The organism is Clostridium niameyense, from assembly GCF_001243045.1.
GTDB lineage: Bacteria > Bacillota > Clostridia > Clostridiales > Clostridiaceae > Clostridium_F > Clostridium_F niameyense.
Genome location: NZ_LN849006.1, coordinates 1 through 25049, shown reverse-complemented (window position 1 = coordinate 25049; position 25049 = coordinate 1). Strand labels below are relative to the sequence as shown.

At 28.4% G+C, this 25049-nt stretch carries 22 protein-coding genes, 5 tRNA genes and 1 other annotated feature; all 27 genes read left to right on the top strand.

Features of this window, described 5'->3' with window-relative positions; all coding sequences use genetic code 11:
* Positions 1–22: 22 nt before the first annotated feature.
* The 27 genes from BN1711_RS00370 (at position 23) to murD (ending at position 24529) form a co-directional block, all read left to right on the top strand.
* Positions 23–1027 (top strand): peptidylprolyl isomerase, encoded by a 1005-nt coding sequence (locus tag BN1711_RS00370; protein WP_050606237.1) that lies wholly within the window; start codon positions 23–25, stop codon positions 1025–1027.
* A 154-nt stretch (positions 1028–1181) separates the two neighbouring features.
* The gene (spoVT, locus tag BN1711_RS00365) at positions 1182–1733 is read left to right on the top strand and encodes a stage V sporulation protein T (protein WP_050606236.1); all 552 of its coding nucleotides are present in this window, start codon (positions 1182–1184) and stop codon (positions 1731–1733) included.
* Between the two features lie 125 nt (positions 1734–1858).
* Entirely contained in the window at positions 1859–3394 is a 1536-nt protein-coding gene (locus BN1711_RS00360) for a putative polysaccharide biosynthesis protein (RefSeq protein WP_050606235.1), read from the top strand.
* A 12-nt stretch (positions 3395–3406) separates the two neighbouring features.
* Positions 3407–4852, top strand: a complete 1446-nt coding sequence (gene yabN, locus BN1711_RS00355; protein ID WP_050606234.1) for a bifunctional methyltransferase/pyrophosphohydrolase YabN — start codon at positions 3407–3409, stop codon at positions 4850–4852.
* Positions 4853–4970: 118 nt separating this feature from the next.
* Positions 4971–5264: an HU family DNA-binding protein gene (locus BN1711_RS00350; RefSeq protein WP_279233049.1), complete on the top strand. Its 294-nt coding sequence runs from the start codon at positions 4971–4973 to the stop codon at positions 5262–5264.
* Positions 5265–5333: 69 nt separating this feature from the next.
* Positions 5334–5582, top strand: a complete 249-nt coding sequence (locus tag BN1711_RS00345) for an RNA-binding S4 domain-containing protein (protein ID WP_050606232.1) — start codon at positions 5334–5336, stop codon at positions 5580–5582.
* 77 nt (positions 5583–5659) lie between these two features.
* A complete protein-coding gene (gene yabP, locus BN1711_RS00340; RefSeq protein WP_050606231.1) occupies positions 5660–5950 on the top strand; it encodes a sporulation protein YabP in 291 nt (96 codons plus the stop codon).
* A 14-nt stretch (positions 5951–5964) separates the two neighbouring features.
* Positions 5965–6351 (top strand): spore cortex biosynthesis protein YabQ, encoded by a 387-nt coding sequence (yabQ, locus tag BN1711_RS00335; protein WP_050606230.1) that lies wholly within the window; start codon positions 5965–5967, stop codon positions 6349–6351.
* A gap of 107 nt (positions 6352–6458) precedes the next feature.
* Positions 6459–6731, top strand: coding sequence for an FtsB family cell division protein (locus tag BN1711_RS00330; protein WP_050606229.1), 273 nt, complete (start codon positions 6459–6461; stop codon positions 6729–6731).
* 64 nt (positions 6732–6795) lie between these two features.
* Positions 6796–7197: a S1 domain-containing RNA-binding protein gene (locus BN1711_RS00325; protein WP_050606228.1), complete on the top strand. Its 402-nt coding sequence runs from the start codon at positions 6796–6798 to the stop codon at positions 7195–7197.
* A gap of 147 nt (positions 7198–7344) precedes the next feature.
* A tRNA-Leu gene (locus BN1711_RS00320) sits at positions 7345–7434 on the top strand.
* 4 nt (positions 7435–7438) lie between these two features.
* Positions 7439–7514 (top strand) — tRNA-Met (locus BN1711_RS00315).
* Positions 7515–7519: 5 nt separating this feature from the next.
* Positions 7520–7596 (top strand) — tRNA-Met (locus BN1711_RS00310).
* 24 nt (positions 7597–7620) lie between these two features.
* Positions 7621–7710 (top strand) — tRNA-Leu (locus tag BN1711_RS00305).
* Positions 7711–7714: 4 nt separating this feature from the next.
* Positions 7715–7790: transfer RNA gene (locus BN1711_RS00300), tRNA-Met, on the top strand.
* A gap of 291 nt (positions 7791–8081) precedes the next feature.
* The gene (spoIIE, locus tag BN1711_RS00295; protein ID WP_050606227.1) at positions 8082–10469 is read left to right on the top strand and encodes a stage II sporulation protein E; all 2388 of its coding nucleotides are present in this window, start codon (positions 8082–8084) and stop codon (positions 10467–10469) included.
* 151 nt (positions 10470–10620) lie between these two features.
* Entirely contained in the window at positions 10621–12024 is a 1404-nt protein-coding gene (gene tilS / locus BN1711_RS00290; protein ID WP_050606226.1) for a tRNA lysidine(34) synthetase TilS, read from the top strand.
* Positions 12008–12553 (top strand): hypoxanthine phosphoribosyltransferase, encoded by a 546-nt coding sequence (gene hpt / locus BN1711_RS00285; RefSeq protein WP_050606225.1) that lies wholly within the window; start codon positions 12008–12010, stop codon positions 12551–12553. Before tilS ends, hpt begins: the two co-directional genes overlap by 17 nt.
* An 80-nt stretch (positions 12554–12633) precedes the next feature.
* Positions 12634–14439, top strand: coding sequence for an ATP-dependent zinc metalloprotease FtsH (gene ftsH / locus BN1711_RS00280; RefSeq protein ID WP_050606224.1), 1806 nt, complete (start codon positions 12634–12636; stop codon positions 14437–14439).
* A 121-nt stretch (positions 14440–14560) separates the two neighbouring features.
* The gene (locus tag BN1711_RS00275) at positions 14561–16231 is read left to right on the top strand and encodes a formate--tetrahydrofolate ligase (RefSeq protein WP_050606344.1); all 1671 of its coding nucleotides are present in this window, start codon (positions 14561–14563) and stop codon (positions 16229–16231) included.
* A gap of 147 nt (positions 16232–16378) precedes the next feature.
* The gene (locus tag BN1711_RS00270; protein ID WP_050606223.1) at positions 16379–17155 is read left to right on the top strand and encodes a type III pantothenate kinase; all 777 of its coding nucleotides are present in this window, start codon (positions 16379–16381) and stop codon (positions 17153–17155) included.
* A gap of 9 nt (positions 17156–17164) precedes the next feature.
* Complete coding sequence (gene dusB / locus BN1711_RS00265) at positions 17165–18148, top strand: tRNA dihydrouridine synthase DusB (RefSeq protein ID WP_050606222.1); 984 nt, start codon at positions 17165–17167, stop codon at positions 18146–18148.
* 40 nt (positions 18149–18188) lie between these two features.
* Positions 18189–19013 carry a hypothetical protein gene (locus tag BN1711_RS00260; protein ID WP_050606221.1) on the top strand — a complete coding sequence of 275 codons (825 nt, stop codon included), beginning with the start codon at positions 18189–18191 and terminating at the stop codon, positions 19011–19013.
* Positions 19014–19133: 120 nt separating this feature from the next.
* Positions 19134–19616 carry a transcription elongation factor GreA gene (greA, locus tag BN1711_RS00255; RefSeq protein ID WP_050606220.1) on the top strand — a complete coding sequence of 161 codons (483 nt, stop codon included), beginning with the start codon at positions 19134–19136 and terminating at the stop codon, positions 19614–19616.
* 21 nt (positions 19617–19637) lie between these two features.
* The gene (gene lysS, locus BN1711_RS00250) at positions 19638–21149 is read left to right on the top strand and encodes a lysine--tRNA ligase (RefSeq protein ID WP_050606219.1); all 1512 of its coding nucleotides are present in this window, start codon (positions 19638–19640) and stop codon (positions 21147–21149) included.
* A 53-nt stretch (positions 21150–21202) separates the two neighbouring features.
* Positions 21203–21362, top strand: a binding site (T-box leader).
* A 58-nt stretch (positions 21363–21420) separates the two neighbouring features.
* On the top strand, positions 21421–22812 hold the full coding sequence (locus BN1711_RS00245; protein ID WP_050606218.1) for a glycine--tRNA ligase: 1392 nt from the start codon (positions 21421–21423) through the stop codon (positions 22810–22812).
* Positions 22813–23152: 340 nt separating this feature from the next.
* Positions 23153–24529: a UDP-N-acetylmuramoyl-L-alanine--D-glutamate ligase gene (gene murD, locus BN1711_RS00240; RefSeq protein WP_050606217.1), complete on the top strand. Its 1377-nt coding sequence runs from the start codon at positions 23153–23155 to the stop codon at positions 24527–24529.
* Positions 24530–25049: the final 520 nt, after the last annotated feature.

Sequence of the window (25049 nt, the reverse complement as noted above, 5' to 3'; positions counted from 1 at the left end):
ATAGTGGAGTGGAGGAATTAAAGTGAAACATATAAAAAAGATATTGGCAAGTGTCTTAATTGGAACTTTTGCATTATCATTTGCAGGATGTAGCTTAGTAGAAAAAACACCAGAAGCTAAACAGAAAAGTCCCGTAGTTAAAGTAAATGGAGAAAAAATAAAAAGAAGTGAGTTAGAAGAAAATCCTAGATATAAACAATTAGTTCAACAAATAAAGATGCAATATGGTGAAGATTTTGATAAAAACGAACAAGGAAAAGGGATTTTAAAAGAACAAAAAAATAAAATATTAGATGAAATGGTAATGGAAAAAATTATACTACAGAAAGCTAAAGAATTGAAGATAGAACCTAAAGAAGATGAATTAAATAAAGAAGCAGATAAAAAAATTAATGAAATAAAATCAATATATAAAAATGATGATAAAAAGTTTGAAGAAACATTAAAATCTACAGGGTTTACTAAAGAATCACTAAAAGAAAACTTTAAGAAACAAATAATAATGGATAAAGTAATAAATGAAGTAACAAAAGATGTAAAAGTGACTGAAAGGGAAGTAAAGGATTATTATAACCAAAATCAATACATGTTTACTGAAAAGCCAAATAAAATAAGGGCATCTCATATATTAGTTAAAACTCAAGATGAAGCTAAAAAGGTAAAACAAAGAATAGATGGCGGTGAAGATTTTGCTAAAGTAGCTAAGGAGGTTTCACAAGATCCAGGTTCAAAAGATAAAGGTGGAGACTTAGGACTTATGAATTACAGTGATCTAGATCCTACGTTTTTAAGAGCTGCTATAGCTTTAAAAGAAGGATCTGTATCTAATCCAGTTCAAACTCAATTTGGATTTCATATAATAAAAGCAGTAAAAAAAGAAGAGTATCCTGTTAAACCATTTGATAAGGTTAAGGGAGAAATTGAGAAACAATTAAAACAACAAAAACAAAGAGATACATTTACAAAGGAAATGGAAAAATGGCAGAAATCAGCTAAGATAAAGAAATATGAAAAGAATTTAATGTAATGGAGATCTATCCCAAAATGATGTGAAAATCATTTTGGGATAGTTTTTTTTATTTAAATAACATTTGTGCATAAAATTTCATAATTGGAAAGATAATATTAATACATAATAATTCTAATATATTTAAATTTTACTTAGAGGAGGTAATATTGTAATGAAAGCAACAGGAATTGTTAGAAGAATAGACGACTTGGGAAGAGTTGTTATTCCAAAGGAAATTAGGAGAACTCTAAGAATAAGAGAAGGAGATCCTCTTGAAATATTTACAGATAGAGAAGGAGGTGTTATATTAAAAAAATATTCACCAATTGGTGATTTAAGTGAATTTTCTAAAGGATACACAGATTCATTACATCAAAGCATTGGTAATATAGTTATTATTAGTGATAAGGATACAATAATATCTGTAAGTGGTGCTTCTAAAAAAGAATATGTGGATAAAAAAATAAGTTATGAATTAGAAAAGGTTATAGAAGATAGAAAAATAATTTCTATAAATAGTGAAGATAAGTTAATACCAATTTATCAAGATGAGGATGTTGATGGAAAATATTCTTGTGAAATTATAGCACCTATTATAGCTGAAGGTGATACTGTAGGTTCAGTTATAATAGTTTCTACAGAAAAAAATGAAAAATTTGAAGAATTACATGTTAAACTTATTGAAACAGCAGCTTCATTCTTAGGTAAACAAATGGAAGAATAACATGTGTATATTTATATAAGTATATGCTAAAATAAATAACAATTTATAAAAATATATTAATTAAAGTAATAATACCTTCGGATTCTAAATACTTATATTTATAGTAGGATTCCGGAGGTATTATTATGAAAAAACAATCTTTAATAAAAGGTACACTTATATTAGGATGTGCTGGAATTATTGCGAAATTTTTAGGACTATTTTTTAGATGGCCACTCCAAATGCTTATAGGGGATGAAGGTGTAGGATATTATCAAATGTCATATCCGTTATATATGTTTTTTATAGCAGCAGCATCTGGAATTCCTGTAGCGGTATCTAAGATGGTATCCGAGAGAAAAGCAGTAGGAGATAGTAAAGGAGTAGCTTTAGTTCTAAAAGAAGCTATGATATTTATGACATTAATGGGATTAGGCTTTAGTAGTATACTTATAGTTTTCTCTAAGAAAATAATATATTTCTTAAAGTGGGATAGTAAGTCTTATTATTCGTTAATAGGTATATCCTTAGCACCTTTTTTTATATCTATAATGAGCGTATTTAGAGGATTTTTTCAAGGCCTACAAAATATGACGTATACAGCAAAGTCACAGATTATTGAACAATTAGGACGAGTAATTATAGGAGTAGGACTTGCTTATGTGTTATTGCCTAAGGGAATCGAGTATTCTGCTGGGGGTGCTGCTATTGGTGCTGCAGCTGGGGGTCTATTAGGCGGATTATATTTGATTTCTAAATATTTTCATATAAAAAGAGAGTTTAATATATCAAAATCTAAAAGAAGTTCACTCATAATGACTAAGCTATTATATACAGCTATACCTATATCAATAGGATCAGCAGTAGGAACTATAATGAGTCTTATTGATTCTGCTTTAGTGCCACAAAAATTATTAGAAGCAGGGCTTACTTATAAGCAATCCACTATATTATATGGGCAATTAACAGGTAAGGCATTTACATTGGTAAACGTACCATTAACCTTATCAGTGGCGCTATGCTCTTCATTAGTGCCTATAATAGCAGAATCGTACATACTTAATAGGAAAATAGATATAATAAAAAAATTAGAATTGGCAATTAAGCTATCTATGATAATAGCAATTCCGTCTTGTTTAGGATTAAGCTTTATGGCAAGACCTATATTAAATTTGATATTTCCGGGTCAGGATGCAGGCTATGAAATATTAAGATATTTATCTTTGGTTATTCCTTTTATAGTCTTATCTCAAACTAGTACAGCTATTTTACAGGGTGTAGGTAAGTATATAACTCCTGTGATGAATTTAGCTATAGGATGCGTTTTTAAAATCTTTATAACTTTAATATTAGTTCCAATGCCTAATATTAATATATATGGGGCAGTATTAGGTACTATTGTAGGATATGTAGTAGCTGGAATTTTAAATTTAAAATGTCTGAAGAAAAAGCTAAATGTTTCTATAAATTATTATGATGTAATTATAAAGCCAGCCTTTGCCTCTATAATAATGATATTAGTTGTTGAATTTATTTACTTCTATGCCTATAATTATACCATAAGTAGTAGGATAGCTTGTTTAATAGCTATATTGGCAGGAATAATCATATATTCTTTTATAATCATTATAATGGGAGTATTGGATTATAAGTATATAAAAAATAAATTTATGCGAAGGTAAGGGTGAATAAACATGATAAAAATTGTAGGGTTAGGACCAGGTTCTCAAGACTCTATAACTTTAGGTGCAATAGAGAATATTAAGAAATCACAAAAGGTTTACTTAAGGACAGAGAAACATCCAACAGTAGATTATTTAAAAGAAATAGGAATAAAATACGATACTTTTGATAATGAATATGAAAAAGGGGAAAACTTTGATGAAGTTTATGAAAATATAGCCAAAGCTTTAATAAAAAATAGCAAGGAATATGAAAACATAGTATATGCAGTGCCAGGACATCCGTTAGTAGCAGAGAAGTCTGTAAGTATATTAATAAATTTATGTAAAGGGGAAAATATAGAGTTTAAAGTTATACCAGCAGTAAGTTTTGTAGATGCATTAATGGAAGGTTTAACCATAGATCCTGTAGAAGGATTAAAGATTATTGATTCATTTGACATTGAAAGTAAAACGTTAGATAAAAGGATAGGAACTATAGTTACACAAGTTTATGATAAGTTTATTGCATCAGAGGTAAAATTAAAGCTTATGGAGTATTATAAAGATGACACGGATATATATTTTGTTAGGGGTGCGGGCATAGAAGGTATAGAAGAGATAAAAAAAATACCTCTTTATGACTTAGATAGACAAGAGAATATAGATCATTTAACTTCGATTTATATACCAAAGGATTTAAAAAACAACTATGATTTTATAGATTTATTAGATATAATAGAAAAGTTACGTAGTAAAGATGGTTGCCCTTGGGATAAAGAACAAGATCACTTTTCTATTAAAAAGTGCTTAATAGAAGAATGTTATGAAGTTTTAGAAGCTATAGACGAAAATGATATAGATATGTTAATAGAAGAATTAGGGGATGTTCTTTTACAAATAGTGTTTCATAGCCAAATAGGATCAGAAGAAGGTTTTTTTACTATACAAGATGTAATAAGCAGTATTTGTAATAAAATGATTAATAGACATCCACATGTATTTGGAGATATTATTGCAGAAAATTCAAAAGAGGTTATTGAAAATTGGGATAAAATAAAAAAGAGGGAACAAGGAATAGAAAATTATACAGATGAACTTAAACATGTTCCTAAAAACTTACCCTCTTTAATGAGAGCATATAAAGTTCAAAAGAAGGCAGCAAAGGTAGGTTTTGATTGGGATAATATAGAAGATGCTATGAATAAAATAGTAGAAGAGTATTATGAAATAAAGGATGTATACAAAGGTGAAAAAGAGGCAAAAATATTAGAAGAAATAGGAGATTTAATATTTTCAGTGGTAAATGTGGCAAGATTCCTTGACATAGACCCAGAAAATGCTTTAAATTATACTATAGATAAATTTATAAATCGCTTTGAATACATAGAAAGTACTGCTTTAAGTATGGGACTAGATTTAAATGAAATGTCTTTAGAAGAAATGGATACTCTATGGGAAAAGGCGAAACAAAAATAAATTTTTCTTATCTTAACAAAAAAATATGCTTTAAAGAAGGATTTTTTTGATAAGTGAAGAATATGCTAGTATGCTAGTAGTAAGTATGTAGAAAATTCTAAGTAGGCAACTACTTAATATTAAGGAGGTAACAAAAGTGAATAAATCCGAATTAATCACAAGTATGGCAGAAAAGTCAAAATTAACTAAGAAAGATGCAGAGGCAGCTTTAAAATCATTTATAGAAAGTGTTGAAGATGCATTAGAAAGAGGAGAAAAAGTTCAATTAGTTGGTTTTGGTACTTTTGAAACTAGAAAGAGAGCAGCTAGAATAGGAAGAAATCCTAGAACTAAAGAAGAAATAACTATACCAGAATCAATAGCACCTGTATTTAAGGCAGGAAAAGAACTAAAGGAAAAAGTTAATAAATAGTTTTTTTACAAAAAACCTAGGTTTTAATCTGGGTTTTTTGTTTTATTAAAGAAGTTAGGGGGAAGTGCAATGCGTTTAGATAAATATTTAAAGGTTTCAAGGATAATAAAAAGAAGAACAGTAGCAAAAGAAGCTTGTGATAATGGCAGAATATTAGTGAATAATAAAATATCTAAACCTGGTATAGAGGTAAAAGAAGGAGATATTTTAGAAATCATCTATGCAAATAAATCTATGAAGTATAAGATTACTAATATAGCAGAGCATGTTAAAAAAGAAGAAGCAAGCAATATGTATGAGATTATTTCTAATAATTAAATTGATTTTTAATAATCTCTCCTAGTAATATAAGTTTTAATGCTAGCATATATTATTTATAACTGGGAGGGATATTTATGGAAAAGAAGAATATCAAATATGAAGATAGAAAAAGTAATTTAAGTTTGGAAAATAGAAAAAAATTAATATTAAGTGGAGTAAAAGAAGTTATAAGTTTTAATGATACAGAAATAATTTTAAATACTAATTTAGGAAATTTAGATATAAAAGGTGAAAATCTAAAGATGAATAAACTAGATGTACAAAATGGAGATGTAATAATAGTTGGAGTGATAACAGCTTGCATATATGAAGATAATGAAATAAAGAAAAATAAACAAAGTATTATATCAAAATTGTTTAAATAGAGGTAACTTATATTATGGTAATATCTATAAGCAAACAAGTAGGTTTATTAATCTTTAGTTTTATATCAGGAATACTAACAGGAGTTTTCTTTGATGTCTATAGAGTAATAAGAGGAAGTCAAAATGTAAACTTTATAGTTAAAGTTATAGAGGATATATTATTTTGGTGTTTAGCAGGAATATTAGTATTTTTATTTTTATTGTATAATAACTATGCTTTTATAGGGGCTTATGTATATTTATGGATTGCTATAGGTATATATGTTTATTTAATTTATATAAGCAAGCATATAATAAATATAATAAAAAACATTATAAAATATACAAGTAAGTTTTTTAGGGTAACGATAAATATTATAATTTATCCCATAAAGTCAATATTGTATAAAATAAACAAATAAAGTATTATAAAAATTGATATATTTTAAAAAATAGCTTGAAGAAAATTTTAAATATAATAAAATATAACTATAGGATATAATCCATAAAAGGAGAATGAACTATATTAATGAAAAATAAATTTAAAACTAAGAAAATTATATTAATTTTATTACTAGCCTATGTATGTTATATATTTGTAAGTCAACAATTTACTATGTATAATATAAAAAGACAAATGAACGAAAAAAGAATAGAGTTAGATAAGGCTAAGGATAAACACGAGAGATTACAGGATGAAGTCAAATTATCTAAATCCAATGATTACATAGAGAAGTTGGCTAGAGAAAGATTAAGACTTATAAAAAGGGGCGAGACTCCTGTAATAAACAATAGTAATTAGTTATGTTTTTAATTTAAATTTTTCAATATATTTATATTATTTATTAAGGAGGAGTCTTGTTAATATGACTTTAAAGACAGGTAGTATACTTGAAGGTACAGTAGTTAATATTACGAATTTTGGAGCTTTTGTGGAGGTTGAAGGAAAAACTGGTTTAGTTCACATATCAGAGGTTTCAAATAGTTATGTAAAAGATATTAGACAGTATTTAAAAGAGAATGACAAAGTTAAGGTGAAAGTTATTTCAATAGATGATAAGGGGAAAATAAGTTTATCAATTAAGCAAGCAGAACCAGTAAGAAAATCCTCAAAGCCAATAGAAATAGATTGGACTAAAGAAAAAAGTAAAAAAAGCGAAGGAAATTTTGAAGATAGACTATCTAAATTCTTAAAAGATAGTGAGGAAAGATTTCAAGATTTGAAAAAGCATCAAGACTCAAAAGGTAGAGGACATAAGAGAGCATAACATCATAGATGGTTAATGGATGAAAGATCACAAAGGTGGTCTTTTTATCTATTTTAAAAAATATATAAAAAAGTTTAAAAAAAGTGTTGACATGTTCTATATTATAATATATAATTAATCATGTCGTAAGGCAAGAGCACAAAACGTGCTGGAGTGGCGGAACTGGCAGACGCACAGGACTTAAAATCCTGCGGGCCCTTAAAGCCCGTACCGGTTCGATTCCGGTCTTCAGCACCAATATCGCGGGGTGGAGCAGCTGGTAGCTCGTCGGGCTCATAACCCGAAGGTCGTAGGTTCAAGTCCTGCCCCCGCAACCAAATGTGGCGGAATAGCTCAGCTGGCTAGAGCATTCGGTTCATACCCGAAGTGTCGTAGGTTCAAGTCCTATTTCCGCTACCATTATTTTAAAATAATTTTTAATGTGCTGGAGTGGCGGAACTGGCAGACGCACAGGACTTAAAATCCTGCGGGCCCTTAAAGCCCGTACCGGTTCGATTCCGGTCTTCAGCACCAATGTCGCGGGGTGGAGCAGCTGGTAGCTCGTCGGGCTCATAACCCGAAGGTCGTAGGTTCAAGTCCTGCCCCCGCAACCAAATCGTAATTAAAAGACTCATAGAAATGGGTCTTTTTTTATTTGTATTATTTTTATTAGCATAAAAGTTTATAATATGTATAAATAAAAAGCTTATTTCCATATATTAACAAAATTGATATATAAATGTTCCATTAGTGTATTATTTTTATATTGATGTCTAAAAAAAATAATTATAAAAAATAATAGAAAGAAATGTCCGAAAAAACTTTTAAACCACTTCAACTTATGACAATTATTTCCAGTAGCCTTTGATATAATGTAATAGTAATTTAACGGAGGTGGTGATGTAATGCAATACGGAGCTGATATTTTTCCATACCAAAGATTAAAAAGGATAGAAAAACAAAAAGAAAAGAGAGAAGTTAATTTTAATTTAATTTTTAAAATAACAGTTTTTTTTGTGTCCTCATTTTTAATGAGTAGAGTAATGTTTGTAAATTTTATAGCACCCTTTGGAATAGCATTTCTATTATCTATAGCTAGTCAGAAGAATTCTGAAAAAATATTAACAATTTCGTCTATAGGATCTTTATTAGGATATATATCCTTACATAATAATATAAAGAATTTAGCTATTTATTTAATAATAGTTTTAACTATACCACTTGCAAGAGGTATTTTTAAAAATACAAAGAATAAAAAAACTATAATAATAATGTATACGCTTATTTATGTAGAATTATTACTATATAAGGTAATATTTTTAAGATTTTCAGTTCCCATGGGTATATTAGAAACAAGTTTTAATATAGGTTGTTTATTTCCTATATATTTTATTATAAATTATTCTATTTTATCATTTCAAGATATAAATACTATGCATTTATTTGAAAACGAAGAAATAATAAGTATGGCAATAACATTATCTTTAGTAGTTTCAGGAACTTGGGGGGTTAATGTAGCTGGAATTTCCATAAGAAATCTTATAGCTTTAACCTTAGTTGTAATCATAGGGTATATAAAAGGAAGCACAAGCTCAGCAGCAGTAGGAGTTGCTATGGGAACTATAGTAGGATTAGGATCTAAGGATATGATAATGTTTATTTCTGTATATGGATTATGTGGACTTATATCCGGGGCTTTTAAAGAAGCGGGTAAATGGTTTACAGGAATTGCATATATAATTTCCTTTACTATTTTAAAATTATATTCTAATTTAAATTATCAATTTAAAATAGAAGAAGCTGTCATAGCTTTAGTTATTTTCTATTTAATTCCTAATAAAATTTATAAAAAGATGGAAGTAGAATTAGACTACGAAAAGAAACAAGAAAATATTCAAGACAACTATATAAATAAAATAAAGAACTTGGTAATTAAAAGGTTGGAAAATTTCTCTGATGTATTATATAGCATGTCGGATATATTAGAAAAATTAGTTGATAATGATAAATTAGCTATGAAAAATAAAAGTGGAGCATTAATAGAAAACTTAGCTGACAGAGTATGTAGCAATTGTACTATGAACAATATATGTTGGAAAAGAGAAAATTATTATACGTATAATGCTTTAGGAGAGCTTATAGAAAATTACCAGGGAAATAAAAAGGAAGTTCCTTATGAGATAGAAAGAAAATGTATAAAGAGGGGACAACTTATTAAAAATACAGAAGAATTAGCAAATAATTTTATAATAAATGAAATGTGGAAAAAAAGATTAAGTGAATATAGAGGGGTCTTGGCTAGTGGAGTAAATAATATGGCAGAATCCATAGGAGAGATAAGGGAGGAGTTTAATAGCAGTATAAAGTTTAGTAATATAATGGATAAAAATATAAGGAGAATTTTAAATAAAAATAACATAAGATATAAGGATTTATTTTGTTATAATAATGAAAAAGGTAGGCTTATAGTAAAATTATCTATGAATGCTTGTGGAGGGAAACAAAAATGTGTAAAAGAAATACTACCTTTACTAAATAAGGTGACAGGGAAGATTATGTGTATAAGTGATGATGGTTGTAATATGAATGTACAAGAGGGAACCTGCAATGTAGTATTTGAAGAAACACCTAAATATCATATAGCTACTTATGTTAGTAAATTATGCAAAGATGGGGAACAATGTAATGGAGATAGTTACACTTTTGGAAAATTAAAAGATGGTAATTATATAACTATAATAAGTGATGGAATGGGCTCGGGACCTCAAGCTGGACAGGAAAGCAAAGTGGTTGTTGAATTAATAGAAAGATTTGTTCAATCTGGATTTAGTAAAATTACAGCTATAAATACAATAAACTCTATAATGAATATTAAATTTACTGAAAGTGAAAAGTTTTCAACAGTAGATTTAGCTAGTGTAGATTTATATAATGGAAAAATGGATTTTATGAAAATTGGGGCTGTAGCTAGTTTTATAAAAAGAGGGAAAGATATAGATGTGATAAGTTCTAAAACTTTACCTATTGGAATATTAGACAAGGTAGATATAGATGTGGAAGAAAAAGAAGTAAAAAATGGAGATATAGTATTGATGGTTAGTGATGGTGTCTTAGATTATGAGACAAATGAAGCTGGTAAGGTAGATTGGGTGGTCAATTATTTAAAAAATATTGAAAGTAATAATCCAAAAGATATATGTGAAGGAATAATGGAAACAGCTAAAAAGCTTAGTAGGGGTAGAATAAAGGATGATATGACTGTAATAGCACAAAAAGTTTATAGCTTATATTAATATAAGAATAAGAAGGGAATATAAAATTAGGTCATGTACTTAATTTATTTAAATATTCTCTTTTTTATGTCATTATTTATATTTAGTAAACATATTTTAACTATTTTTTATGATATAATAAATTAATATAAAGATTTTAGGATGTGTTTTTATGAAAGATATAGTTATAGACACCATAAAACAATATAAAATGATTGAAGAAAATGATAAGATAGTAGTCGCAGTATCTGGTGGGCCAGATTCTATATGTCTATTAGATATTTTAAATTCTTTAAAAAATGAATTATCTATAAAAGAATTATATGTGGCTCATTTAAACCATTGTATAAGGGGAGTAGATGCAGATAATGATGAGAAGTATGTAGAAAATTACTGTAAAGCACATAAGCTATCTTTCTTTGGAAGAAAAGTAGATGTAATTAAACTAGCAAAAGATCAAGGGATATCTACTGAAAGTGCAGGCCGAAAAGCTAGGTATGATTTTTTCTATGAATTAAAGAAAAACTTAAATGCAGAAAAAATAGCTATAGCTCATAATGCTAATGATCAAGCAGAAACTATGTTAATGAGAATTATGCGAGGTACGGGACTTGAAGGTTTAGTAGGAATAAAACCCGTTAGGGATAACATATATATAAGACCTTTAATAAAAGTTATGAGAGAAGATATAGAAAATTATTGTTTAAATAATAACTTAAATCCTAGAATAGATAAAACTAATTTAGAAAACATATATACTAGAAACAAAATAAGATTAGAATTAATTCCTTTTATAAAAAATAATTTTAATGAAGATATAATAAATACTTTAGTTAGACTGTCTAATATTTTGTCAAAAGATAATAATTATTTAGAAAAAGTAACATTACAAGAATATGAAAGGTATTGTAGTAATAAAGGCAAAAAGGTTATAATATCTAAGGAAGCTTTTTATAAGGAAGATGCTATTATAACTAGGGTTATAAGAAAGGCTTTATCCAATATATGTGGCAATTTAAATAATTTTCAGAATAAGCATATTTATGAAGTTATTAACCTGCAAAATAATTCTACAGGAAAAAAAATACTTTTACCAAATAATATAAAAGTTGAAAATATTTATGGTAATATATATATAGGTAAATATAATAAATCTACAATATTAAAGAATGAAAAAAAACATTTATTATCCTTAGGAAATAATAGTATAAATAATTTAGAAATTCAAATTAACATTTTAAAAGAAAAGCCTACTTATATTAATAAAAGTAATAAATATATTCAGTTTTTTGATTGGGATAAAATATGCAATAAAAAAATATATATAAGAAATAGACAATCCGGAGATAGGTTTACACCATTGGGGATGAATGGAAGTAAGAAAATAAAGGATATTTTTATGGATTTAAAAGTACCTAGAGAAGAAAGAGATGCAATACATCTTATATGTTTCGGGGAGGAAATAGCTTGGATTGTTGGATATAGAATAAGTAATAAATTTAAAATAGATAAAAATACAAAAAATATTTTACAAATTATTATTAAGGATGGGGATAGAAATGAAGAAGATAAATAATGATATAGAGAAAATACTTATAAATGAAGAACTTATAAAAGAAAAGGTGGAGGAAATTGCAACAAGAATAAATAAAGATTATGCTGGTAAAGATTTAATATTAGTAGGTATTTTAAAGGGATCAGTACCTTTTATGGCAGATTTATTAAAGAAAATAGAAATTCCATGCGTGATGGATTTTATGGATGTCTCAAGTTATGGAAATTCTACTACATCTTCTGGAGTAGTAAGAATACTTAAAGATTTAGATTTTGAAATAGAGAGAAAAGATGTTCTTATAGTAGAGGACATAATAGATTCAGGTATTACTCTAAATTATCTATTAAAATATTTAAGTGGAAGAAATCCTTCAAGTATTAACATAGCTTGTTTATTAAATAAACCTGAAAGAAGAAAGGTAAGTTTGGATGTAAAATACTTAGGTTTAGATGTCCCTGATTATTTTCTTGTGGGATATGGTCTTGATTATGCAGAGAAGTATAGAAATTTACCTTATGTGGGTATATTAAAAGAAGAAATTTATAAATAATTAATAGTCAATTTATTGTAAACATATTTTGGATATGATACAATTTTACAGTATAAAACTAGAAAGAGAGGTTGGCTTATATGAAAAAGATGTCAAGCACAGCGGCGTGGATTGTTGTACTTTTGTTAGTAATATTTTCAGCTTTAATGCTTGCAAAAAATAGTGATACTTCTAGAGTAGTTAACTTTAGCGAATTTCAAAAGTATTGGGTAGAAAACAATGTAAAGAGTTTTCAAGTTAAAGAAGATAAAATGACTGTAGTAGGTACACTAAAAGACGGAACTCAATATGAAACAGTAGTGCCTTCAGAAAGATTATTTCAATTTATAAATCAACATCCTAAAAATGGAGACGTTAAAGAAGTATATACTAAACCAACTTCAGTACCAGTATGGGTTCAGTATTTACCAATGGTATTAATTGTACTTATGTTACTTGGTTTTTGGTTTGTCTTTATGCAACAGGCTCAAGGCGGCGGTGGAAATAGGAATGTAATGAATTTTGGAAAGAGTAAAGCCAAGATGGCTACTCCGGATAAGAAGAAAGTAAACTTTAATGATGTAGCTGGAGCAGAAGAAGAAAAACAAGAATTAGAAGAAATAGTTGATTTTCTAAAGGCTCCGAAAAGATATATAGATATGGGAGCTAGAATACCAAAGGGAGTGTTACTTGTGGGTCCTCCAGGAACTGGTAAAACCCTTTTAGCAAAAGCTGTAGCAGGAGAAGCAGGAGTTCCATTTTTCAGTATTTCAGGTTCAGATTTTGTAGAGATGTTTGTAGGTGTAGGAGCTTCAAGAGTTAGGGACTTATTTGAACAGGCCAAGAAAAATGCACCTTGCATAGTTTTCATAGATGAAATTGATGCTGTAGGTAGACAAAGAGGAGCAGGACTTGGTGGAGGCCATGATGAGAGAGAACAAACTCTAAATCAATTGTTAGTTGAAATGGATGGCTTTGGAGCAAATGAAGGAATCATAATGGTGGCTGCAACAAATAGACCGGATATTTTAGATCCAGCCTTATTAAGACCAGGTAGATTTGATAGACAGATAGTTGTAGCTGCACCAGATGTAAAAGGAAGAGAAGAAATATTAAAAGTACATTCCAGAAATAAAAAGTTAGCGGATGAGATAAAATTAGATGTTCTTGCAAAAAGAACACCGGGCTTTACAGGAGCAGATTTAGAAAACTTAATGAACGAATCTGCATTACTTGCAGTAAGAAGAAGAAAAGATTTAATAACTATGGATGAATTAGAAGAAGCGGTAACAAGAGTCATAGCAGGACCTGAAAAAAAGAGTAGAATAATAGATGAAGAAGATAGAAAATTAACTGCTTACCATGAGGCAGGTCACGCAGTAGTTATGAAACTTTTACCCCATGCAGACCCAGTTCATCAAATAAGTATAGTACCTAGAGGAATGGCTGGTGGATACACTATGCATCTTCCAGAAAAAGATAGTTCATATATGTCAAAGTCAAAACTACAAGAAGAAATAGTAGGATTATTAGGTGGTAGGGTAGCAGAGCAATTGATAATAGGAGATATAAGCACTGGTGCTAAAAATGATATAGATAGAGCTAGTACAATAGCAAGAAAAATGGTCATGGATTATGGAATGAGTTCTACTTTAGGACCTATTGCATTTGGCTCTGGACATGATGAAGTATTTTTAGGTAGAGACCTTGGTAAAAATAGAAATTATAGTGAGGATGTAGCATTTAAAATAGACGAAGAAATTAAAAAGATAATAGATAATGCTTATAATAAAGCAAAAACATTATTAAGTGAAAATATTAATAAACTTCATGCAGTAGCAGGAGCTTTATTAGAAAAAGAAAAGTTAGAAGCTAACGAATTTGAAGAAATATTTAATAATAATTAAGTGTAAAGGGCAAATGAGGAATCATTTGCCCTTATAAGTTGTATGATGATATAATTAATATAAATTTAGGGAGAATAATACGTATAAACTATTTATGGGGTTTTGAAAGGTGTGTTTAATGGTGAAATCTGATATTGAAATTGCTCAAAAAGCTCAAATGAAAAACATAATGAAAATAGCTCAAGAAGTAGGTTTGACAGAAGAAGATATAGATTTATATGGAAAATATAAATGTAAAATATCATTAGATGTATTAGGAAAAAACAAAGATAAGAATAATGGTAAATTAATATTGGTTACATCTATAAATCCTACACCAGCAGGGGAAGGTAAATCCACGGTAACTGTAGGTTTAGGACAGGCATTTTGGAAGATTGGAAAAAAAGCTATAATTGCTCTTAGAGAACCTTCATTAGGACCAGTATTTGGCATTAAAGGAGGAGCTGCAGGAGGTGGATATTCTCAGGTAGTACCTATGGAGGATATAAATTTACACTTTACAGGAGATATGCATGCAATAACTTCAGCAAATAATTTGCTAGCAGCAGCTATTGATAATCATATCCATCAAGGAAATAAATTAAAAATAGATTCACGAAGAATATTATTTAAAAGAGTTATGGATATGAATGATAGGGCATTAAGACAAGTAGTAGTAGGATTAGGTGGAAAAGTAAATGGTTTTTTAAGGGAAGATAATTTTATGATTACAGTAGCCTCAGAAATTATGGCTATATTATGTCTATCAAATAATCTTATGGATTTAAAAGAAAGAATGGGTAATATATTAGTAGCTTATGATTTTGAGGGTAATCCGATTTATTGTAAGCAGTTAGAAGTAAATGGAGCTATGGCTATGCTTATGAGAGAAGCTATAAAACCTAATTTAGTTCAAACATTAGAGAATACACCAGCCATAATACATGGTGGTCCATTTGCTAATATAGCTCATGGGTGTAACAGCATTTTAGCTACTAAAATGGCTTTAAAATTAGGGGATTATGCTATAACAGAAGCAGGATTTGGTGCAGATTTAGGAGCAGAAAAGTTCTTTGATATTAAGTGTACAAAAGGTAATTTATCTCCAGATTGTGTTGTTGTAGTTGCTACTATAAGAGCATTAAAACATCATGGCGGTGTAATTAAGGATAAATTAAATGAACCTAATGTAAAGGCTTTAGCTAAAGGTATAGAAAACCTAGGTAAACATATAGAAAATGTTAAAAAATATAATATACCTATAGTAGTAGCAATAAATAAATTTATTTCAGATAGTAATGAAGAGGTTGAATTTATAAAAGATTATTGTAGTAAGTATGGTATAGATGTTGCATTAACAGAGGTATGGGAAAAAGGAGGAGATGGAGGTATAGAGTTAGCGGAAAAAGTATCAAAAGTCTTGGAAGAAGAAAAGGCTAATTTTACTCCTTTGTATGATATAAAATTGTCCATAAAAGATAAGATTCAGACTATAGCAAAAGAAATATATGGAGCTATAGATGTTAAATATTCTAAAAATGCAGAAAAACAAATAAAGGAGATTGAAGCATTAGGATTACATAAAAAACCTATTTGTGTAGCTAAAACTCAGTATTCTTTATCAGATGATCCTAAGTTATTAGCAAAACCAACTAACTTTGATTTAAATGTTAGGGAGGTTAGGATATCTAATGGAGCTGGTTTCATAGTTGTATTAACGGGTGACGTTATGACTATGCCAGGACTTCCAAAACGACCTGCAGCAAATAACATGGATATATTGGAGGACGGAACCATAGTGGGTTTATTTTAGCTTAGGAACATAACTAACTTGACAAATTGCATATAGCTGATAAAATAAAGTTGTCAAATTAACTAGAACATACAATAAAGGACAGCAGAAGTTAGGCTGTCCTTTAATTATATTCACATTTTTCCGTATTTAAGGGTGGTGCTTTTAGTGATTTTAGTTTTAGATGTAGGAAATACTAATATAGTTTTAGGAATATATAAAAATAATAAGCTCATAGCTAATTGGAGATTAGCTACAGATAGTAAAAGAACAGCAGATGAGTATGGAATACAAGTGTTAGAACTCTTTTTCCATAATAATTTGTCTTTTTCCGATATAGAAGGTGTTATCATATCTTCTGTAGTACCTAATATTATGTATTCGCTTGAACATATGCTTTCGAAATATTTAAATAAAAAACCTATAATAGTAGGTCCAGGAGTAAAGACTGGTATTAATATAAAATATGATAATCCTAAAGAAGTAGGAGCAGATAGAATAGTTAATGCAGTAGCAGCACATGAAATATATAAAAGATCTTTAATAGTTATTGATTTTGGTACAGCTACTACATTTTGTGCTATAACTAAGTCTGCAAATTATTTAGGAGGAACTATATGCCCAGGAATAAAAATATCTTCAGATGCTTTATTTGAAAGAGCAGCTAAATTACCAAGAGTTGAACTTGTAAAAACTCCTGGAGTTATATGTAAAAATACTGTATCTAGTATGCAGGCAGGTATAATATATGGATATGCAGGTCAAGTAGATTACATAGTTTCTAAGATGAAACAAGAAATGATAGATTTAGGAGAAGAAGAACCGTTAGTAGTTGCTACGGGTGGTTTAGCGAAATTAATAAATGAAGAGTCAAATAGTATTGATGAGATAAATCATATATTAACATTAGAAGGACTTAGAATAATTTATGAAAAAAATAAATAAGGTGATAATATGAGGATAAACAACTTAATTTTGCACAACAATGTATTTTTAGCACCTATGGCAGGTTTCACTGATATAGCCTTTAGAGAAATTTGTAAAGAAAAAGGTTGTGAATTAGTTTATACAGAAATGGTTAGTGCAAAGGCTTTATATTATAAGAGTGAAAACACTAAAAAACTCTGTAAAATATCAAAAAAAGAAACCCCAGTGGCATTACAGTTATTTGGACATGAACCAGATATTATGGCAAAGGCAGTACAATATTTTAATGATAATAAAGATATATATATTATAGATGTAAATATGGGATGTCCAGCGCCTAAAATAGTTAAAAATGGTGATGGTTCGGCTTTAATGAAAAATCCTAAATTGGCTTTTGAAATTGTAAAGGAAATGAAAAAGATTTCTAAAAAACCTATAACAGTTAAATTTAGAAAAGGTTTTGACAAAAACAATATAAATGCAGTGGAATTTGCTAAAGTGTTAGAAAGCGCAGGGGTAGATGCTATAACTATTCATGGAAGAACCAGAGATCAAATGTATAATGGAGTTGCAGATTGGGACATTATAAGGGAAATAAAAGAAGCCGTTAATATACCCGTTATAGGAAATGGAGATGTGTTTTCTGTAGAAGATGCATTAAAGTTAGTAAATGAAACTAAATGTGATGCTGTAATGATAGGAAGAGGTGCTCAGGGAAATCCGTGGATTTTTAGTCAGATTAATGACAAAATAAATGGAAGGGAAGTAGTTTATCCTACAGAAGCAGATAGAATAGATACTTGCATTGATCATTATAAAAGGGCACTTGATTATTTAGGAGAGCCTAAAGCAGTTAGGGAAATGAGAAAACATACAGCTCTTTATATAAAAGGATTAAAAAATTGTGCAGAAATAAAGAACCAAATTAATACAGAAAAAGAAAGCTTTAAGGTTTTAAAAATATTAGAAGACTATAGAAACTTTTTAGAAGGAATTAAAAATACATATTAGCATAATTATATAATGATATTAATGCTATAAAGTTGATTATATGTTACCTATATTAAGTTTAAAATCTAATATAAATAAGCCTTATTATAAAAATAATTATTTATCTAACATTTTAGATAGGTGGAAGATTATTTTTGAAGGTAAAAATTATATAAAAGATTTAGAAGTAAATATATCAAATATAAGAATTCCTCCTAATTTTCACAAAGATGCTTATTATAACAATATAAAACATGGACTTAAGCTACTAAGAAAAAAAGAGGTTATATTATCACCTAGTACTTTTAGAATATTAGATTATAATATGTATAATGATTTTCAAAAAAGACTATTAGGTTATAGTGTGACAAAAAGTATACAGTTAGTATTAAGATTAAATAAAAAAAGTATAAAAAACAGCTGTATTATAGTTTATGATGCCTCAGATACTATAACATTTTACACCATATGTTATTTAGCAACTAAAGCAAAGCATATAATTTTAGTATCAAATAATTTAAATAGGATTGTAAGTATAAGTGACTATATAATATCTAATTACGGTATAACTCCTATAGTAACTAATGAATTATTTAATGCCATTAAGACTTCAGATTTTATAATAAGTTCAAGAAAGATAGATGTAATGATTGAAAAACCAATATGGTATATGGATAATATGTGTTCCCCTATGGGGAAAAGTAATATAGAAATTAATAATGTTTTATATTCTAATCCATGGAATATAAAGAACTTAGAAATTACTCCAGAATTCTTAGGATCAATTCTTTGCCAGATGGGTGAGAAGGATATAGAAAAATCTCTTAAGTATAATGGTATTGTTTTAGAAAAAATAAATTTTCACGATAAAGAAATATTTTTTTAGGTTATAATAGTAAAATGTTGACATAAAATAGAACTGATTTATGATTACTTAAATATTTATTTTATGTTATAATGTTAAGAATATAGTATATAAAACCAATAAAATGAAGGGGAGAAAGACATGAGTGAATCAAAAAAATATGTTATGACATATGAAGGGGTAAAAAAATTAGAAGAAGAATTAGAATTTTTAAAGACTGTAAAAAGAAAAGAAATAACTGAAAAAATAAAAGTAGCTCTTTCATTTGGTGATTTAAGTGAAAACTCAGAGTATGATGAAGCTAAGAATGAACAAGCTTTTGTAGAAGGAAGAATACTTCAATTAGAAAACATGCTAAAAAATGCTACAGTAGTTGATGAAAATGAAATACCAAAAGATATAGTAAGTGTAGGATGTGTAGTTAAGGTTAAAGATTATGAATTTGATGAAGAAGATGAATATACAATTGTAGGTTCTGCTGAAGCCGATCCTATAAATAATAAAATTTCGAATGAATCCCCTGTAGGCAACGGCCTTATAGGTAAAAAAGTTGGAGATGAGGTAGAAATACCTGTTCCAGATGGAGTGAATAAATACAAAATACTAGCTGTTAGAAGAGCTTAATAATATTGGAGGGATTTAATAATGTCAAAAGATGATAATATAATGAACGACTTTGAGGAAAATGCTAATGAATTAATGAAAGAAAGATTTCAAAAACTAAAAGACCTTCAAAGCAATGGAAAAGACCCATTTGACGTTTACACAGTAGAGAGAACACACACTTCAGAACAAGTAAAAGCTAATTTCGAAGAATTAGAAGGAAAAAGTGTCACTGTAGCAGGTAGACTTATGTCTAAGAGAGTTCATGGAAAAGCAGGATTTTCTGATGTATTTGATAGATATGGAAAAATTCAATTATACATAAAAATAAATGATGTAGGAGAAGAAAAACTTAAGGAATTTAAGTCATTTGATATAGGGGATGTTATAAGTGTAACAGGTACACCTTTTAAAACAAGAACTGGTGAAATAACTCTTCATATAACAGACTTTGAATTAACATGCAAATCTTTAAGACCATTACCTGAAAAATGGCATGGTTTAAAAGACCCAGATTTAAGATACAGACAAAGATATGTAGATTTAATAATAAATCAAGATGTTAGAGATACATTTATGAAAAGAACAGCTATTATAAAGGCTATGAGAGAGTACTTAGATAATAGAGGCTTTTTAGAAGTTGAAACACCAGTTTTATCACCAATAGCAGGTGGTGCAGCTGCTAGACCATTTATAACCCATCATAATGCTTTAAATATAGATATGTATTTAAGAATAGCTACGGAACTTTACTTAAAGAGATTAATAGTTGGTGGATTCGAAAAAGTATATGAAATAGGTAAAAACTTTAGAAATGAAGGAATAGATATAAGACATAATCCAGAGTTTACAATGATAGAATTATATGAAGCTTATGCTGATTATAATGATATGATGAGTATTACAGAAAATATGGTAGCTTATATATGCGAAAAGGTTCTAGGTACAACAAAGGTTGTATATCAAGGAACAGAAATAGACTTTACACCACCATGGAACAGAATAACTATGGTAGATGCTGTTAAGCAATATGCAAATGTTGATTTTAACGAAATTAAAACAGATGAAGAAGCTAGGGAAATAGCAAAAGAAAAGAATTTAGAATTAAAGAAAGAATTAAAAGATTGTACAAAGGGAGATATATTAAATCAATTATTTGAAGATTTCTGTGAAGAAAAGATGATTCAACCTACATTTATATATGATTATCCTGTTGAAATATCACCTTTGACAAAGAAGAAAAGAGGAAATGAAGAATTCACAGAAAGATTTGAAGGATTTATTTATGGAAGAGAAATATGTAATGCGTATTCCGAATTAAATGATCCTATAGTTCAAAAAGAAAGATTTGTACAACAATTAAGAGAAAGAGAATTAGGTGATGATGAAGCATACATGATGGATGATGATTTCATAAATTCTCTAGAAATAGGAATGCCTCCAACAGGCGGTCTTGGAATAGGTATTGATAGATTAGTAATGTTTTTAACAGATGCATATTCTATAAGAGATGTAATACTATTCCCAACTATGAAACCACAACAAACAAAATAATTTATTGACAAAATAAATTTATTTGGTAAAATTATGAGTAATAATTAAATATTGATAATACGATGATAAAGAGGAGTAATAATAATTATTTTAAAGAGAGGCTATGTTTGGTGTAAATAGTCAATGATTATTATGAAGGGCGCTTTAGAGTATTTTTTAAGAAAGTAGGGCTATAGCCAAAAAGGGTGGAACCGCGATTTTTTCGTCCCTTTGATGCTATAGCTTTTTTATATGAATTTTTATAAAATAATAACTTAAGGGAGGAACAAATATGAGTTTTGAAAAAACAATGGATAAAGTAGTTTCGTTATGTAAAAATAGAGGTTTTGTATTTCCAGGTTCAGATATTTATGGTGGACTTGCGAATTCATGGGACTATGGTCCTTTAGGTGTAGAATTAAAAAATAATGTAAAGAAAGCTTGGTGGAAAAAGTTTGTCCAAGAAAGTCCGTATAACGTAGGATTAGATGCAGCTATACTTATGAACAATCAAGTTTGGGTAGCTTCAGGACATGTAGGAGGATTTTCTGATCCACTTATGGATTGTAAGGAATGTAAATCAAGATTTAGAGCAGATAAATTAGTTGAAGAACATATGACAGAACAAGGTGTAGAAAAAGCTAGTGCAGACGGATGGTCTAATGAAAAATTAAAAGAATATATAATAGATAATGAAATAGAATGCCCAAAATGTGGAGCTAAAAATTTTACAGATATAAGACAATTCAATCTTATGTTTAAAACTTTCCAAGGGGTAACAGAAGATGCAAAGTCAGAAATATATTTAAGGCCAGAAACTGCTCAAGGTATATTTGTAAACTTTAAAAATGTTCAAAGAACAAGTAGAAAAAAATTACCTTTTGGTATAGCCCAAATAGGAAAGTCTTTTAGAAATGAAATAACACCAGGTAATTTTACTTTTAGAACAAGAGAATTTGAACAAATGGAATTAGAATTTTTCTGTAAGCCAGGAACAGATATAGAATGGTTTAATTATTGGAAGGAATATTGTTGGAATTTCTTATTAAACTTAGGAATAAATAAAGATAGCATAAGATTTAGAGATCATAGTCAAGAGGAATTATCACACTATAGTAATGCTACTTCAGATATAGAATTCTTATTCCCATTTGGTTGGGGTGAATTATGGGGTGTTGCAGATAGAACAGATTTTGATTTAAAGCAACATTCAAATCATTCAGGAGAAGAATTGAATTATTTAGATCCTATAACTAATGAGAGATATATACCATATTGTATAGAACCGTCATTAGGTGCAGATAGAGTTGTTTTAGCCTTCTTATCAGATGCTTATGATGAAGAAGAGTTAGAAAATGGAGATAAAAGAACAGTATTACATTTACATCCAGCATTAGCTCCATTTAAGGCAGCTATATTACCACTTAGTAAAAAATTATCAGATAAAGCTTTAGAAGTATACAGTATGTTAAGCAAAAATTTCAATGTAGACTATGATGAAGCAGGAAGTATAGGAAAAAGATATAGAAGAGAAGATGAAATAGGAACACCTTATTGTATAACTGTAGATTTTGATACATTAGAAGATAATACTGTTACTATAAGAGATAGAGATACAATGCAACAAATCAGAATAAAAATAGATGAACTAGATAGCTTTATAGCGGATAAATTAAATTTTTAATTAAAGTATGGCTTTAAAAGAAAAAACACTATAGTTATTAATTAACTTATAGTGTTTTTTCTTTTTATTTTTTGAAATAAAAAAATCAGGTGATTCCGTTCACCTGATAGAATGAAATAGGGTTTAATCATGGGGATATGTTATATGTTTAAATAAAACTTGGGGAATTATATTAGATTCTTACGGCACAAAAAAGATTATATCACTATTAATGATATTTTTCAACATATTATGATATTTTTTTTGCGTATATTAATAAAATTTATATTGGATTAGGTGTTATAATTAAAGTGTTATAATATTTAAAGAAGTTAAAAAACTTTGTGTTGGAGGTTTATAAATGAATAAGGAATTTAAAGAATTTAAAGAATTTATTAAAAATAAAAAGGTTGCTGTAGTAGGGATAGGGGTGAGCAATACACCTTTAATACATTTCTTAGTTAAGTTGGGAGCAAAGGTTACAGGTTTTGATAAAAAGGATAAAAATAAATTAGGTAATATTTATAATGAACTAAATGAGTTAGGTGTAGACTTAGTTTTAGGAGAAGATTATTTAAACAGTCTTAAGGGATATGATGTTATATTCAAAACTCCTTCTATGAGAATAGATATACCAGAACTTATTAAGGCAAAGGAAGAAGGAGCATATATAACATCTGAAATGGAGGAGTTCGTAAAATATTGTCCATCAAAGATTTTTGGAATTACAGGTAGCGATGGAAAGACTACAACTACAACATTAGTTTATGAAATATTGAAAAAAGAAGGATATAAAACATGGGTAGGAGGAAATATAGGAACTCCTTTATTTGCACAGATAGAAAAAATGACTAAGAATGACATGGTAGTATTAGAACTTTCAAGTTTTCAACTTATGACTATGGATACTTCAGCAGAGGTTGCACTTGTAAACAATTTGAGTCCTAATCATTTAGATGTTCATAAGGATTTTAATGAATATATAAATGCTAAGAAAAATATATTTATAAATCAAAAAGACAAAGATTTATTAGTATTAAATAAAGATAATAAACTAACTAATGAATTATCTAATGAAGCAAAGGGAACAGTCATTAAGTTTAGTATAAAAGAGGAGATAAAAAACGGGGCATGTATAAAAGACGATAATCTAACTATATTTGGAAAGGCTGTTTGTAATAAAAACGAAGTAAAATTAAAAGGTATGCATAATATAGCTAATTTACTAGCAGCATTTTGTATGGTTTATAAATATGCATCAATAGATAGTATGAGATATATAGCTACTAATTTTGCAGGGGTAGAGCATAGGTGCGAATTAGTTAGAGAAATTAATGGAGTAAAATATTATAATGATTCTATAGCATCTAGTCCAAGCAGAACTTTAGCAGGACTTAAGGCTTTTGAAAAACCAGTTATATTAATTGCAGGAGGGTATGATAAAAAGATTCCTTTTGAACCTTTAGCAGAGGAAGGATATAACAAGATAAAAATACTTATATTAATGGGAAAAACTAAAGATAAAATTAAACTTGCATTTGATAAGGTATTAGATGAAAGAAAAATAAATATTCCTATAATTATAGTAGATAGTTTAGAAGAAGCTGTGTTAGTTGCTAAAAAGGAAGCTCAAGAAGGTGATATAGTAACATTATCACCAGCTTGTGCTAGCTTTGATATGTTTTCTAATTTTGCAGTAAGAGGAAATAAATTTAAAGAAATTGTAAAACAGTTATAAGGCTATTTTATTTATTAGTATATAATCTTTTGTTGCTATAGATGAAGGATTATATACTAATAAAAAATAATTTATTTAACATAATATGTAGTGTATTATGTTAAATACCAAATAGAATAATGTTAACTGAACCAAGTGTGTCTATATAAGAAATTTGAATTATTTTTAAGTTATTGAAAGAAATTTATAAGATATTTAAAAAAAATGAACATATATGAACAAGCATTAATTTAGTAGTATGATAAAATAACACATGTCGTTTGGTGATGACCAAGCGAAACAAGTCTTTTTAGTTATTAAATATTGAAAGTATTACTAACTAAAAAGAATTTGAAAAAAGTGTTGACAAAGAAAAACACTTATGTTACTATAAGAAAGTCGCTTGAAGCGATATGGTCTTTGAAAATTAAACAGAGAATAACAAGAAATTTTTCTTGTAACACAGCCAGTAACAAGGTATAAAACCTTGTCAATGATTTTGAGAAGATTAAACTTTTAAATTGAGAGTTTGATCCTGGCT